This window comes from Stenotrophomonas maltophilia, assembly GCF_006974125.1.
In the GTDB taxonomy this organism is placed as follows: domain Bacteria; phylum Pseudomonadota; class Gammaproteobacteria; order Xanthomonadales; family Xanthomonadaceae; genus Stenotrophomonas; species Stenotrophomonas maltophilia_O.
The window spans coordinates 1,501,128-1,516,521 of record NZ_CP037858.1 but is presented as its reverse complement, the minus strand read 5'-3'; the positions used below and the strand labels follow the sequence as shown (position 1 = coordinate 1,516,521).

Below are 15,394 nucleotides of genomic sequence, written 5' to 3'. Positions count from 1 at the left end.
CACAAGGCTGTAACCGTATACATGCGGCGTGAAGGATGTGCTAATTTCCGTTCTTTATCGGGAGAGGCCCATTCACCATGTTCGAGCGTCAGCGTCGCACCAAGATCCTTGCCACCCTCGGCCCGGCCACTGATCCGCCGGGCGTGCTGGAGGATCTGTTCCGCGCCGGCGTCAACGTGGTGCGCCTCAACTTCAGCCACGGTGACCCCTCCGGCCAGGCCAAGCGTGCTGCCGAAGTGCGTGCCGCCGCCGCCCGCGTGGGTGTGGAAGTGGGCATCCTGGCCGACCTGCCAGGCCCGAAGATCCGCATCGAGCGCTTCGCCGAAGGCAAGGTGCAACTGAAGGCGGGCAACCGCTTCGACCTGATCGCCAGCACCAACGCCGGCCCGGGTGATGCCACCCAGGTCGGTGTCAGTTACCTCGGCCTGCCGCAGGATGTCGGCCCGGGTGATGTGCTGCTGCTCGACGATGGCCTGATGCAGCTGCAGGTGGTCGAGGTGCAGGGCGAACGCATCATCAACACCGTGCTCAACGACGGCGTACTGTCCGACCGCAAGGGCCTGAACAAGCAGGGCGGCGGCCTGTCGCTGGGCGCGCTGACCGAGCGTGACAAGGAGCTGATCGGCATCGTCGCCAAGATCGGCGTCGACTTCATCGCCGTGTCGTTCTGCCGCAACGCGCAGGACATGAACGACGCGCGTGATATCGCCCGCTCGCATGGCTGTGACGCTGCGCTGGTGTCGAAGATCGAGCGCACCGAGGCCATCGAGAACCTGGAAGAAATCGTCGAGGCCAGCGACGTGGTGATGGTGGCCCGTGGCGACCTCGGCGTGGAAATCGGCGATGCCGAACTGCCGGGCCTGCAGAAGAAGATCATCAAGGCCTCGCTGGCGCAGAACAAGGTGGTGATCACCGCCACGCAGATGCTGCAGTCGATGGTGGAAAGCCCGATCCCGACCCGTGCTGAAGTGCTGGACGTGGCCAACTCGGTCATCGATGGCACCGATGCGGTGATGCTGTCGGCCGAGACCGCTGCCGGTGCCTGGCCGGTCAAGGCCGTCGAAGCGATGGCGCGCATCTGCCTGGGGGCCGAGCGCCAGTTCCAGACCGAGACCGACTTCAACGCTTCGCCGCGCAACCTGGAACGTGCCGACCAGGCCATTGCCATGGCCACCATGTTCCTGTCCCAGCACGTGGGCGTGCGCGCGATCGTGGCGATGACCGAATCCGGTGGCACTGCGCGTTACCTGTCGCGTTTCCGTGCCAAGGCGCCGGTGTTCGCGGTCACCCGCCATGACGGTGCACGCCGGCAGATGGCGCTGATGCGCGATGTCTATCCGATCAATTTCGACAGCCGCGGCCTGACCCCGCGCGAAGCCGCGCGTGGCAGCATCCGCCTGCTGGTCGAAGCCGAATTGCTGCAGGCCGGCGACCGCGTCGTGTTCACCAGCGGCGAGCATATGGAAACCCTGGGCGCGACCAACACCCTGCGCCTGCTGGAAGTGGGCGACGACGGCCGCGCCATCGGCCTGGGCGATCTGTAAGCCTTGACGGTATCGGGTCGGCGCTGCCGATCCGGGGTCAGAGCCCCTGCAGGGATCTGACCCTCACGCCGGCCCAGAGGCAGATCCCCGCAGGGGCTCTGACCCCCAACGGCAGGACATTCTTTGTCCTGTGCAGACTTGGAATCGTTTCCATCCTGACCTCGACACCGGGGCAACGGGCAGCGGGGCTATACTTACGTTTTTCCCGCACCCGCCACAGGAAATACATGAGCATCGAACAGCTGGCCGAAACCGCCCAGGCCATGGTCGCCCCGGGCAAGGGCATCATCGCGATCGACGAATCCACCGCTACCATCGCCAAGCGTTTCGCCGGCGTCGGTATCGAGAACACCGAGGAGAACCGTCGTGCCTACCGCGAGCTGCTGCTGACCACGCCGAAGCTCAACGAGCACATTTCCGGCGCCATCCTGTACGACGAAACCATCCGCCAGTCGACCAGGGACGGCGTGCCGTTCGCCAAGTACATGGCCGACCACGGCATGATTCCGGGCATCAAGGTGGACAAGGGTGCGCACCCGCTGGCCGGCTGCCCGGGCGAACTGGTCACCGAAGGCCTGGACGGCCTGCGCGAGCGCCTGCAGGAGTACTACAAGCTGGGTGCGCGCTTCGCCAAGTGGCGTGCGGTCATCAACATCGGCGAGAGCATTCCGTCGGGCACCTGCATCGAGTCCAACGCTCACGCGCTGGCCCGTTATGCCGCCCTGTGCCAGGAATGCGGCCTGGTGCCGATGGTCGAGCCGGAAGTGATCATGGACGGCGACCACGACATCGAGACCTGCTACGAAGTCACCGAAGCCACCCTGCGTTCGCTGTTCGACGCGCTGTACCAGCAGAACGTGCTGCTGGAAGGCACCATCCTGAAGGCGTCGATGGTCATCTCCGGCAAGAACTGCGATGAGCAGGCCGACGTCGAGGAAGTGGCCGAGTCGACCGTGATGTGCCTGAAGAGCACCGTGCCGGCGATCCTGCCGGGCGTGGTGTTCCTGTCCGGTGGCCAGAGCGACGAACAGTCGACCGAGCACCTGAACGCGATGAACCAGCTGGGCAACCTGCCGTGGCCGCTGAGCTTCTCCTACGGCCGCGCCATGCAGCAGGCCGCGCTGAAGCTGTGGGCCAAGGACATGAAGGGCAACTACGCCGCTGCCCAGAAGACCGTGTACGAGCGCGCCAAGGACAACGGCCTGGCCGCGCTGGGCAAGTGGAACGGTTGATCCGTCCCATCGCTGGATGAACAGGGCAACGCCGGCATCACGCCGGCGTTTGCTTTTACGGGTATCGTTTCCGGCCCCGCGCGCCCGGCCGGCACGCGGGAACTACATGGAAGGCCAAGGAGAAACAACATGCGTTTGGCAGCACTCACACTGACCGTAGCCGCGGTCCTGGTCGCCGGCGGTTGCAACCGCATCGGCAGCAGTGGTGACGCAGGCAAGGCCGCGTCGCTCGATTTCGACAAGCCGGTGTCCGGCGAGATCACCTCGCGCAGCGGCATCAACTTCAACGACGGCAGCCATCACCAGCTCTACCAGATCAAGCTGGAAGACAGGGAACTGGTCGGCCTGAAGCTGACCGGTGCCCTCAGCGGCTCGATCGCCGTGTTCAACAACGGCAGCCTGGTGTCCACCAGCAACACCGGTTACGAACGCGAAGGCGACGTCTCGCTGGCGTTCCGTGCCAATGGCGGCGGCACCTACCAGGTGGCGGTCAATGCCGATGGCCCGACCGCCTTTGGTCCGTATCGCCTGCGCGCCGAGAAGCTGAAACCCTACGACGGCAAGCCGTTGGCGGGCAGTGGCGAAATCGTGGACATGCTGGCCAGTGACTCGCAGGACTACACCCTGCAGGTGGACAAGGCCGGCCTGTACGAAATCCGCCTGGTGTCGGATGTCTTCGATCCGGTGCTGAAGCTGTCGGGCCAGGGCGTTGAAGCCGAGAACGACGATGGCAACGACAGCACCAACTCGCGGCTGACCCTGTCGCTGAAGCCGGGCAAGTACACCCTGACCGCGCGCGGCCTCGGCAGCGGCGTCAATGGCATGTTCACCCTGTCGGCCAACCGCATCGAACTGCCGGGGAATCTGGTCGAGCGCGATGGTACCGCCCTGCCGAAGTCGGGCAGCGTGTACACCATGCTGGACAACGACGGCCGTCGCCGCTTCCTGCTGACCCTGGATCGTCCCGCCGACGTGCGCCTGGATGCGATCTCCAGCCAGGTCGATACCGTGCTGCGCGTGGTCGGCGGGGATGTCGAGCTGACCAACGACGACGGTGGCAATGGCACCAATGCGCGGCTGGAAGAAACGCTGCCGGCCGGCCACTACACCGTCGACGTGTCCGGCCTGAACAATGGCGCAGGCATGGTGGAAGTGCGCGTGCAGGTTGAGGGCGCCAGTGCCGACGGTGCTGCCGCGTCGGCTGCACGCGCCGCAGCCGACGCGGCAGCCGCCGTGGCCGATGACGCTGCTGCGGTGGAAGCTGCCAGTCGTTGAGTGTGATCCACGCCGTGCGTGGATGACATCGACGGTGCAACGGAAAAGGCCGGGCAATGCCCGGCCTTTTCCTTTCCATGCTGCGTCGCGTTTCAATGCGCGGCGGCAAGGCCTGCATCGCCGAGCGGCGGCAGCAGCGTGCCGCGTGGCTCGCTTTCCGTGCTCTGTCCGGCGGTGGCCAGCGCCTGCTGGTAGGCCTTGGCAGTGGCCGTGTTGAACGCGACCAGCACGATGCGCATCGGTTGCACGTGGCTGCGCTGCCATGCCAGCGTTTCCGTCACCGCGATCTGTGCAGCCTGGTACAGCGGATAGCCATACACGCCGCAACTGATGGCCGGGAACGCGATCGACTGTACGCCCAGCGACTCGGCAAGCTGCAGCGATTTCCAGTAGCAGTTGGCCAGCAGTGCCGGTTCGTCGCGCTGGCCGTCATGCCAGACCGGACCGACCGTGTGCAGTACGTGGCGTGCCGGCAGCGCATGGGCACCGGTGGCGCGCACTTCGCCGGTCGGGCAACGCACGCCCGGGCGCAGCTCCGGCAACTGCTCGCATTCGGCCAGCAATGCGGGGCCGGCTGCACGATGGATCGCGCCGTCGACACCGCCGCCACCGAGCAGTGTTTCGTTGGCCGCGTTGACGATCGCATCCACCGCCAGGGTCGTGATGTCGCCCTGCCAAACTTCGATCTTCATGCGTCCGTCTCCTGCCTGTGAGGTGATCCGCGCAGCATCTGCGCCGGCTGTTCCCACGGTAGGGGACAGGGCATCGATACTGCGTCATGACCGTCTCACGCGCTGCGATCCGACGGCCTTCACGCACGATGGCGGGCGACGCCTTCACGCAGGCTGAAGCAGAAGGGGGTCAGAGCCCTTTCCCGACGGGAAAGGGCTCTGACCCTGTGCATCACGGCAGGCCGGCCAGCCACTCGTCGTCGGAGCCTTCATTCACATCGGCAAACAGCGGCGTGGAGAAGTAGCGCTCACCGGTGTCCGGAAGCATGGCCAGAATCACTGAACCCGGTTCGGCGCGTGCGGCCACGTCCAGTGCGCTGGCCACGGTAGCGCCGGCGGAGATGCCGACGAAGATGCCTTCCTCCGCCGCCAGCCGGCGCGCGGTGGCGATGGCGCGGTCATCATCAACCGACACCAGTTCATCCACCACATCGCGGTTGAGCACGTCGGGCACGAAATCCGGGGTCCAGCCCTGGATCTTGTGCGGCTTCCAGTCATCGCCCTTCAGCAGTGCGGCGCCGGCCGGCTCGGTGGCGATGATGCGGGTCTGCGGGCGCGCGACCTTCAGTACTTCGCCCACGCCGGTGAGCGTGCCACCGGTGCCCCAGCCGCTGACGAAGTAGTCCAGCCGCTTGCCGGCAAAGTCGCGCAGGATCTCGGCGGCGGTGGTATTGCGGTGATACGCCGGATTGGCCGGATTGGCGAACTGGCTGGCCAGGAACCAGCCGTGCTGCTCGGCCAGTTCGCGCGCCTTGCGCACCATGCCGCTGCCGCGTTCGGCGGCCGGGGTCAGGATCACCTTCGCGCCATACGCGCGCATCAGCTTGCGACGCTCCACCGAGAAGGTCTCGACCATGGTCGCCACGAACTTGTAACCACGTGCCGCGGCGACCATCGCCAGCGCCACGCCGGTGTTGCCCGAGGTGGCCTCCACGATCGTGTCGCCCGGCTTGAGCAGGCCGCGCGCTTCGGCGTCGAGGATGATCGCCAGCGCCAGGCGGTCTTTCACCGAGCCGCCCGGGTTGAACGACTCGACCTTGGCGTAGAGGCTGACCTGCGGCGGCGCCAGGCGCTGCAGCTTGACGATGGGGGTGTTGCCGACGGTATCGAGGATGGAGTCGTACAGGGCCATGGAAGCGCTCCGGGAACGGGGCCGCGCCGGACGCCGGCGGGCGAAAGGGGGAGGGCTGGCTGTTCAGGCCAGCGGCTGCCGGCTGACCGTAGCGCCGGCATATGACGCCCGGAAATGACCAGATACCTTTCTTAAACAACCTTTGGTTATAAGCTGGTGACGGCAATTGACCCTAGAGTGGACCTCCGCCCCACGCCGCCCGCCTCCCATGACGCTGACCCAGCTGCGCTACCTGGTTGCCATCGCCGACGCCGAGCTGAACATCACGCTGGCCGCCTCGCGCGTGCACGCCACCCAGCCCGGCCTGTCCAAGCAGCTCAAGCAGCTGGAGGACGAGCTCGGCTTCCTGCTGTTCGTGCGCAAGGGCCGCAGTCTGGAGTCGGTCACCCCGGCCGGCACCGAGGTCATCGCCCGCGCCCGCGCGGTGCTGGCCGAGGCCAACAACATCCGCACCTACGCGGCCAACCAGCGCCGCGAGAGCCAGGGCCAGCTGATCCTGACCACCACCCACACCCAGGCGCGCTTCGTGCTGCCGCCGGCGGTGGCGGCGATCAAGCAGGCCTACCCGCAGGTGAGCGTGCACCTGCAGCGGGCCGGTGAAGCCGACGCACTGGACCGCCTGAACCAGGGCGATGCCGATATCGCGATCATCAGTACCGCCGGTGGCGAACCCACCGATGGCATCGCGGTGCCGCTGTTCCGCTGGCGCCGGCTGGTGGTGGTGCCCAAGGGCCATCCACTGGATCGCGCCGGTCGTGCGCCGGACCTGGCCGCGCTGGCCCGCCAACCGTTGATCAGCTATGAATCCTCGACACGGCCGAACTCGTCGCTGCAGCGCGCCTTTGCCGCAAATGGGCTGGTGCCGGACCTGGCACTGACCGCGCTCGATGCCGACCTGATCAAGACCTACGTGCGTACGGGTCTGGGCGTGGGGCTGCTGGCCGAGATGGCGGTCAGTTCCAACGACGAAGACCTGAGATCGTGGCCTGCTCCGGATCCGATCAGCGAGTGCATCGCCTGGGCGGTGCTGCCGCGCGACCGCGTGCTGCGCGATTACGCGCTGGAGCTGGTGCACGTACTGGCACCGCAGATCGATCCGCGTGACCTGCGGCGGGTGCTGGATGGCAACCAGGCGGCCGCGTGGCCGGTGCCACCGACCTGGGAGTCACTGACCCAGACCATCACGGTGTGAGGGTGGGTCGGGCAGGGCTGCGCCCTGCACCCGCAGAATCAACGGCAACGTCAACGGCAAAAGCTTGCATTCCGTGGGATGGCGGGGCGGTGTCGGAGTGCGGGGACGCCGTGAACCCGTCCCTGGGGGCTTGGCAGCCGCATCCATGCGGCTGACACCCCGCACTCCGACACCGCCCCACCTCTGACAGATTCCGATGGCTGTTGGTAGGTGTCGACCTTGGTCGACACGGTAGATCCACGCCATGCGTGGATGCTTCTGGATTCCAATTCGAAATATTCGATTCCGATGGAGATTCATCCACGCATGGCGTGGATCTACTGCAGATCGCAGAGATCTGTCGAAGGCGGGGTGGGTCCGGTTGCGGGGGCGTGAGCCGCATGGATGCGGCGACCGAGCTTACATGGACGTACTTGCAGCGCCCCCCGCAACCGGACCCACCCCGCCTACCCACAGGAAGCCCGCTTCTGCTTCGGCTGTTGCTGTTGCTGTTGCTCCAGCTCGCAGCGGGTGCAGGGCGCAGCCCTGCCGATAACCCCCCCCCTTCCTGCGACCGTTCGTCGCACGGGCAACCCTGGACCCGGCTCTACACTAGCGGGGTGACCCGCCTGTCCCGCCCGCAACGCCTTCTGCTCCAGCTAGCCATCCTGGCGACGCTGCTGATGGTGCTTGCGCCACTGGTCAGCCGCGCGCTGCAGGCGCACCCGATGGACCACGCTGCAATGGCGGGCATGGACCACGCCGCGATGGGCCATGACATGCACGGCATGGCCATGGCCGGGCACGATCTACACGGGGCCACGCGGGCAGCGCCTGACCGCCCGGCCGACCCCCACGCCATGCATGGCGAAGCCTGCGAATACTGCGTACTGGCCATGCGCATGCTGCCATGGCTGGCGGTGCTGGTGCTGCTGTTGCCGCTGCTGTGGCGGCCGCGCCTGGTGTTCCCGTGGTCACAGCAGGTGCTGCCGGCACTGCGCTGGCCGGCGCACGCCGCACGTGGGCCACCGCCCCCCTCCATCGTCCGCTGATATCCCCATGAATCTGCCGCACGACGCCTGACCGGGCGCCGTGCGCGCGTGCGTACTTTGGAGCTGTTCCGATGAAAATGACTTCCCGCCCCGCGGGTGCCCGTGCGCGCCTGCCGGTTGCCCTTGGCCTGGCCGTGGCCGCGTCACTGGCCCACGCTGCGCCCGCCGACGAGGCGCGCACCCTCGACACGATGGTGGTCACCGCCGCCGCACCGTCCTCGCCGCTGCACTGGGTGACCGATCCGCGCCTGCCGCGGCAGCCGGTGCCGGCCAGCGACGGTGCCGATTACCTGAAGACCGTCCCCGGCTTCTCCGCCATCCGCAATGGCGGCACCAACGGCGACCCGGTGCTGCGCGGCATGTTCGGTTCGCGGCTGAACATCCTCAGCAACGATGGCAACCTGATCGGTGCCTGCCCGTCGCGCATGGACAATCCGTTGTCCTACATCGCGCCGGAGAGCTTCGATCGGTTGACCATCATCAAGGGCCCGCAGAGCGTGCGCTGGGGCGCAGGCGCCTCGGCCGGCACCGTGCGTTTCGAGCGCGATACGCCGCGCTTCGAGGAACCGGGCCTGCGTGCTGATGCCAGTGCGCTGGTTGGCTCGCGCAACCGCAACGACCAGGTGCTGGACCTGACCCTGGGCAACCCGACCGGCTATGTGCGCGCCAGCGGCAACCGGTCCGAAGCCGATGACTACAAGGACGGCCACGGCGATGTGGTGCCGTCGAAGTGGCGCAAGTGGAACGGTGACGTGGCCATTGGCTGGACGCCGGATGCCGACACGCTGCTGGAGATCTCCGCCGGGGCCGGTGATGCGATCGCGCGCTATGCCGGGCGTGGCATGGACGGTGCCGCGTTCGAACGCACCAGTTACGCGGCACGATTCGAGAAGCGCAACCTGCCGGGCGCGTGGGACACGGTGCAGGCCAACGTGTACTACAACGAAGCCGACCACGTGATGGACAACTACACGCTGCGCACGCCGAATCCCAACAGCATGATGCCGATGCCGATGGCGTCGAACGTGGACCGCCGTACCCAGGGCGGCCGGGTCAGTTCCGAGTGGCGCTGGCAGGACGTGCAGCTGGTGGCGGGGGTGGATGGCGAAGACAGCCGCCATCGTGGACGCATGGGCATGGGGCGTGACACCTACAGGCAGGCCGACTGGCAGACCGATGCCAACTTCCGTCGCTATGGCGTGTTCACCGAACTGACCCTGGGCGCCGGCACCGACCAGCGCTGGATCAGTGGCCTGCGCATCGATCGCGCCAGCGTGCGCGATGAGCGGCAGTCGATCCGCGGGATGATGGGGAACATGCCCAATCCGACCGCAGGCCAGCGTCGCAAGGAGTGGCTCGGCAGTGGTTTCCTGCGTTACGAGCAGGACCTGGCCGACGGCCTGACCTGGTATGCCGGTCTCGGCCACAGCCAGCGCATGCCCGATTACTGGGAGCTGTTCTCGCCCGATCACGGTCCGGCCGGTGCATCGAACGCCTTCGCCGGCATCCAGCCCGAGCACACCACCCAGCTCGACGTCGGCCTGCAGTACAAGGGCCCACGCGTGCAGGCCTGGGTCTCAGCCTACGCCGGGCAGATCCAGGACTACATCCTGTTCACCTATCACGGCAGCGGCATGATGGGCATGAGCCAGGCCAGCAACATCGATGCGCGCATCGCCGGTGCCGAGGCGGGGCTGGAAGTAAGCCTGGCCGAACAGTGGAAGCTGGGGGGCACGCTTGCCTACGCGTGGGGCGAGAACCGCGACCAGCAGCGTCCGCTGCCGCAGATGCCGCCGCTGGAAGCGCGCCTGAGTGCGAACTGGGAAGGCCAGCGCTGGAGTGCCGGGGCACTGCTGCGTGCGGTCACTCACCAGCACCGCGTGGCCGACGGTCAGGGCAACGTGGTGGCCCAGGACCTCGGGCCGAGTGCCGGTTTCGCCACGTTCGCGCTCAACGCCGCGTACCGTTTCAGTTCGCAGCTGCAGCTCAGCGCGGGCGTCGACAACCTGTTCGACCGCGCCTACAGCGAGCACCTGAACCTGGCCGGCAGTGCCGATTTCGGCTTTCCGGCCGACCCGGTGCGCATCAATGAGCCCGGGCGCAGCCTGTGGATGAAGGTGAACTACCGGTATTGACCAACGTGCGGAACGGTAGCGCCGGGCCATGCCCGGCGTTGCTGCCGGACAAAAAAACGGGGCCGGATCCCCGCCAGGATCCGCCCCCTGCCCAACGCCCTCCGTCGGGCAGCTTCGACTCTACGATGGCGGCACCGGCGATGGGTAGCTGGATACACCCCGACACACGCCGACACTGCCAGGGGCAGCCTTGCACGGAACGGGTTCAAGGCGCTATCACGGCTTCGGTTCCACGCCGGTAAACGCTTGGCACATACCGCTTTTGCGGGCCCTTGCCTACACTCGGCGGCCGTGGATCAATCAGGACCGTTCATGTTGGCTCGTATCGCTTCGACCCTGGCCCTTGGCCTCAGCCTGGCCGTGCTGGCCGGGTGCGCGGGCAAACAGGAGGCCGCCGCCCGTCGGCAGGGCGAAGCGGTGCCGGTCACCGCGCAGGTCGTGCAGTCCACGCAGTGGAACGACACCCTGCAGGCACTGGGCACGGCCAAGGCGCGCGAGTCGATCAGCGTCACCGCCAAGGTCAGCGAAATCGTCGAGAAGGTGCATTTCGAAAGCGGCCAGCACATTGCCGCCGGTGCACCGATCGTGACCCTGCGCGGGCAGGCCCAGGAAGCGGCGCTGGTGCAGGCGCAGGCCACCTTCCACGAAGCCGACCAGCTGTACAAGCGGCAGCGCGAACTGGCCACGCAGCGGCTGGTGTCCAGCGCCACGCTGGATACGCAGAAGTCGATCCGCGATGCCGCCGAGGCGCGGGTGACGCAGATGCAGTCGGACATCGGTGACCGTCGTGTGCGCGCGCCGTTCGCCGGCGTGCTTGGCATCCGCCAGGTCAGCCCGGGCACGCTGCTGACGCCGACCACGGTGATCGCCACGCTCGACGACATCGAGCACATGCACATCGATTTCCAGGTGCCGGAAGTGGAACTGGCCGCACTGGGCGTCGGTGACAAGGTCAGCGCCACCAGCGTGGCGTGGCCGGGCCGCAGCTTCGAAGGCGTGGTCAGCACCATCGATGCACGTATCGATCCGGCCACCCGTGCGGTGACCGTGCGTGCCGACTTCGCCAACGGCGACCACGCACTGCGCCCGGGCATGCTGCTGGACGTGCGCCTGTTCCGTCCCGAGCGCCCGGCGCTGGTGGTGCCGGAAATCGCCGTGGTGCAGGTGGGCCGCGATACCTTCGTGTACCGCATCAAGAACGACGACAGCGTCGAGCGCGTGGACGTGGTGACCGGTGCGCGCCGTGCCGGCGTGGTCGAGATCAAGCAGGGCCTGGACGCCGGCCAGCGCATCGTGGTCGATGGTACCGGCAAGCTGCGCCCGGGCCTGAAGGTCGCGGCCAAGGATGCGGCACCGGCCAGCGGTGCGAAGCCGGCTGATGCGCCGGCTCCGGTCGCGGCCGAGGGCCACGGCGGATGAAGCTGTCCGACATCTCCATCCAGCGGCCGGTGTTCGCCGTGGTGATGAGCCTGCTGCTGCTGGTGCTGGGCGTGATGTCCTTTACCCGCCTGACCCTGCGCGAACTGCCCGCCATCGATCCACCGATCGTGTCGGTGTCGGTGGACTACACCGGCGCCTCGGCGGCCGTCATCGAAAGCCGCATCACCCAGGTGCTGGAAGATGCGCTGGCCGGCATCGAAGGCATCGATACCATCAACGCGCGCAGCACCAACGGCCGTTCGCAGGTCAGCATCGAGTTCACCTCCAACCGCGATATCGAAGCGGCGGCCAACGACGTGCGCGATGCGGTCAGTCGCGTCGCCGACCGCATGCCGGAAGAAGCGCGGCCGCCGGAAATCGCCAAGGTCGAGAGCGATGCCGACCCGATCATCTGGTTCAACATGGTCTCCTCGACCATGGACACGCTGGAACTGAGCGATTACGCCGACCGCTACGTGGTTGATCGCTTTTCCAGCCTCGATGGCGTGGCCCAGGTCCGCATCGGCGGCCGCCAGCGCTATGCGATGCGCATCTGGCTGGACCGTGACCAGCTGGCCGCGCGCGGGCTGACCACCGGCGATGTGGAAACCGCACTGCGCAACGAGAATGTGGAATTGCCGGCCGGCCGCATCGAGTCGACCGACCGCGATTTCACCCTGCGCGTGGAGCGCAACTACGTCAAGCCGGAAGACTTTGCGACCATCCCGCTGGGCAAGGGGCGCGACGGCTACGTGGTGCGCATGGGCGACGTGGCGAAGATCGAACTGGCCTCGGCCGAGCGTCGCGCGTACTACCGCAGCAACGGTGAGCCGGGCATCGGTCTGGGCATCGTCAAGACCTCCACCGCCAACTCGCTGGACGTGGCGCGTATCGCGCGCGCTGAAGCCGAACGCGTTGCGCTGTCGCTGCCCAAGGGCACGCAGATCTTCGTGGCGTTCGACAACACCACCTTCATCGAAGCTGCCGTGGACCGCGTCTACGCCACGCTGGTGGAGGCGATGATCCTGGTGCTGGCGGTGATCTGGCTGTTCCTCGGCAGCTTCCGCGCCGCACTGATTCCGGCGGTGACGGTGCCGGTCTGCCTGGTGGCTGCGTTCATCGCACTGTATGCGTTCGATTTTTCGATCAACCTGCTGACCCTGCTTGCCCTGGTGCTGTGCATCGGCCTGGTGGTGGACGACGCGATCGTGGTGGTGGAGAACGTGCAGCGCCGCATCGACCTGGGCAAGCCCCCGCTGGTGGCCTCCAAGCGTGGTACCACGCAGGTTGCCTTCGCGGTGATCGCCACCACCGCCGTGCTGGTGGCGGTGTTCCTGCCGGTCGGTTTCCTGGAAGGCAATACCGGCCGCCTGTTCCGCGAACTGGCGGTGGCGCTGGCGGCAGCGGTGGCGTTGTCCGCGTTCGTGGCGCTGACGCTGACGCCGATGATGGCCTCCAAGCTGCTCAAGCCACACACTGGGCAGGCACCGCGCGGCCTGCATGGCTTCATCAACCGCAACCTGGAACGCCTGGCCTCGGGCTATGGCCGCGTGCTCGACCACCATGTCGACCGCACCTGGATCTATCTGCTGGTGATGGTGGCCGCGCTGGCCGCCAGCTGGGGCCTGCTGAAACTGCTGCCATCGGAGCTGGCGCCAGCCGAAGACCGCGGTTCGTTCCAGATCATGATCGACGGCCCGGAAGGCGCCGGCTACGACTACACCGTGCAGCAGGTACAGCAGGTGGAAGCGCTGCTGGCCCCGCACGTCGGTCCGGACAAGCCGATTGTGCGCGCCAACCCGCGCGTACCCGGCGGGTGGGGCGCCAGCGAGGAAATGCACACTGGCCGCGTCAGCATCTTCCTGCAGCCGTGGCGCCAGCGCAGCGAGGGCACGCCGGAAGTGGCCAATGAGCTGCAGAAAGAACTGGACACCATGCGCGGCGTACGCGTTCGCACGCAGGTGGGCGGTGGCCTGGTGCGCAGCGGCGGCCAGCCGTTCCAGATCGTGCTGGGCGGCCCGGAATATGCCGAGATCGCGCAGTGGCGCGACCGCATCCTGCTGCGCATGGCTGACAATCCCGGCCTGGTCGGCCCGGATTCGGACTACAAGGAAACCCGGCCACAGATGCGGGTGAACATTGACCGCCAGCGTGCGGCCGATCTCGGCGTGCCGGTCACCGCGATCGGTTCGGCGCTGGAAACCATGATGGGCTCGCGCCGCGTCACTACATTCGTCGACAACGGCGAGGAGTACGACGTGCTGGTGCAGGCCGGTCGCGATGGCCGTGCCAGCCCGGCCGACCTGGCCGCGATCCGCGTGCGTGCCACCTCCGGCGAGCTGGTGCCGCTGTCCAACCTGGTCACGCTCAGTGAAGTGGCCGAGGCGGGCACGCTGAACCGCTTCAACCGCCTGCGCTCGATCACCATCACCGCCGGCCTGGCGCCGGGCTATCCGCTGGGCGAGGCCATCGCCTGGGCGCAGAACGTGGCCCGCGAAGAGCTGCCGCAGTACGCTCAGGTGAACTGGAAGGGCGAATCGCGCGAATATCAGAGTGCCGGTGGCGCAGTGCTGCTGACCTTCGCCATGGCCCTGCTGGTGGTGTACCTGGTGCTGGCCGCGCAGTTTGAAAGCTTCATCCACCCGCTCACCATCATGCTGACAGTGCCGCTGGGCGTGCTCGGCGCGCTGGTCGGCTTGTGGGTGAGCGGGGGCACGGTGAATCTTTTCAGCCAGATCGGCATCGTCATGCTGGTGGGCCTGGCGGCAAAGAACGGCATCCTCATCGTCGAATTCGCCAACCAGCTGCGCGATGACGGGCGCACGGTACGCGAGGCGATCATCGAATCGGCGATGGTGCGCCTGCGCCCGATCCTGATGACCTCGATCGCCACCGTGGTCGGCGCGATCCCGTTGGTGGTGGCCGGTGGCCCCGGCTCGGCCAGCCGTGGCACCATCGGCATCGTGATCATCTTCGGCGTGACTCTTTCGACGTTCCTGTCGCTGTTCGTGGTGCCGGCGTTCTACGCGCGGCTGGCCCCGTACACGCGTTCGCCGGAAGCGGTGAAGCGCGAGCTGGAGAAGCAGGAAGCGGAATCGCCCTCGGTGGGCGGGCATGCCTGACCGGCCCGCCGACGGGGTCGGATCCCTTTCCCAAAGGGAAAGGGCGCTGACCCCACTTCGAGGCGACGGCTTCCAGCTGCGCCCCTGGCGCCCGGATGATCTGGAATCCCTGTTGCGCCACGCCAACGACCCCGACGTGTCGCGCGGCCTGCGCGACCGCTTCCCGTACCCGTACACGCGCGCCGACGGCGAGGCCTTCCTCGCCGGTCGCGTGCTCACGCCGGGTACCCTGAATCTGGCCATCGAGATCGATGGCCAGGCCTGCGGCAGCGTCGGCGCCCAGCAGGGCAGTGCCGAGCGCGGTCATATGGCTGAACTCGGCTACTGGCTGGGGCAGGCCTACTGGGGCCAGGGCCTGATGACCCGCGTGGTCGGCCTGTTCGCGCCGTGGGTGATGGATGAGCTGCGCCTGTTCAGGCTGCAGGCCGGGGTAGTCGACTTCAACCTCGGCTCGGCGCGGGTGCTGGAGAAGAACGGCTTCCAGGAAGAGGGCGTGGACCGCTGCGCGGTCTACAAGCGCGGCGAACTGCACGACCTGCGCCGTTTCGCCCGGGTGCGCACCCAGCTGCCCTGAACGGCCC

The 15,394-nt window shown here is 67.2% G+C and carries 11 protein-coding genes; 9 read left to right on the top strand and 2 right to left on the bottom strand.

Annotation, left to right across the window (positions count from 1 at the left end; genetic code table 11):
• Positions 1-77: 77 nt before the first annotated feature.
• The 3 genes from pyk to EZ304_RS06925 all read left to right on the top strand — a co-directional run bounded on the left by pyk (position 78) and on the right by EZ304_RS06925 (position 4,051).
• Positions 78-1,544: a pyruvate kinase gene (pyk, locus tag EZ304_RS06935; RefSeq protein ID WP_049427416.1), complete on the top strand. Its 1,467-nt coding sequence runs from the start codon at positions 78-80 to the stop codon at positions 1,542-1,544.
• Positions 1,545-1,771: 227 nt separating this feature from the next.
• On the top strand, positions 1,772-2,776 hold the full coding sequence (locus tag EZ304_RS06930; protein ID WP_005410832.1) for a class I fructose-bisphosphate aldolase: 1,005 nt from the start codon (positions 1,772-1,774) through the stop codon (positions 2,774-2,776).
• Between the two features lie 129 nt (positions 2,777-2,905).
• On the top strand, positions 2,906-4,051 hold the full coding sequence (locus EZ304_RS06925; protein WP_099555129.1) for an ABC transporter substrate-binding protein: 1,146 nt from the start codon (positions 2,906-2,908) through the stop codon (positions 4,049-4,051).
• Positions 4,052-4,143: 92 nt separating this feature from the next.
• Here EZ304_RS06925 and EZ304_RS06920 read toward each other — a convergent pair whose 3' ends face one another.
• Both EZ304_RS06920 and cysK read right to left on the bottom strand, forming a co-directional pair.
• Positions 4,144-4,743, bottom strand: coding sequence for an O-acetyl-ADP-ribose deacetylase (locus EZ304_RS06920; protein WP_142806642.1), 600 nt, complete (start codon positions 4,741-4,743; stop codon positions 4,144-4,146).
• A gap of 211 nt (positions 4,744-4,954) precedes the next feature.
• Entirely contained in the window at positions 4,955-5,914 is a 960-nt protein-coding gene (gene cysK, locus EZ304_RS06915; protein ID WP_049427425.1) for a cysteine synthase A, read from the bottom strand.
• A 208-nt stretch (positions 5,915-6,122) separates the two neighbouring features.
• Between cysK and EZ304_RS06910 the strand changes: the two genes are divergently transcribed.
• From EZ304_RS06910 to EZ304_RS06880, 6 genes are all read left to right on the top strand, one after another.
• Positions 6,123-7,106 carry a LysR family transcriptional regulator gene (locus EZ304_RS06910; RefSeq protein ID WP_142806641.1) on the top strand — a complete coding sequence of 328 codons (984 nt, stop codon included), beginning with the start codon at positions 6,123-6,125 and terminating at the stop codon, positions 7,104-7,106.
• Between the two features lie 599 nt (positions 7,107-7,705).
• Positions 7,706-8,137, top strand: coding sequence for a DUF2946 domain-containing protein (locus EZ304_RS06900; protein WP_142806639.1), 432 nt, complete (start codon positions 7,706-7,708; stop codon positions 8,135-8,137).
• A gap of 71 nt (positions 8,138-8,208) precedes the next feature.
• On the top strand, positions 8,209-10,272 hold the full coding sequence (locus tag EZ304_RS06895) for a TonB-dependent copper receptor (protein ID WP_099553777.1): 2,064 nt from the start codon (positions 8,209-8,211) through the stop codon (positions 10,270-10,272).
• Positions 10,273-10,584: 312 nt separating this feature from the next.
• The gene (locus tag EZ304_RS06890) at positions 10,585-11,691 is read left to right on the top strand and encodes an efflux RND transporter periplasmic adaptor subunit (protein ID WP_142806638.1); all 1,107 of its coding nucleotides are present in this window, start codon (positions 10,585-10,587) and stop codon (positions 11,689-11,691) included.
• Positions 11,688-14,813 (top strand): efflux RND transporter permease subunit, encoded by a 3,126-nt coding sequence (locus EZ304_RS06885; RefSeq protein ID WP_142806637.1) that lies wholly within the window; start codon positions 11,688-11,690, stop codon positions 14,811-14,813. The genes EZ304_RS06890 and EZ304_RS06885 overlap by 4 nt, the downstream gene beginning before the upstream one ends.
• Entirely contained in the window at positions 14,806-15,387 is a 582-nt protein-coding gene (locus EZ304_RS06880; RefSeq protein ID WP_099553770.1) for a GNAT family N-acetyltransferase, read from the top strand. The genes EZ304_RS06885 and EZ304_RS06880 overlap by 8 nt, the downstream gene beginning before the upstream one ends.
• Positions 15,388-15,394: the final 7 nt, after the last annotated feature.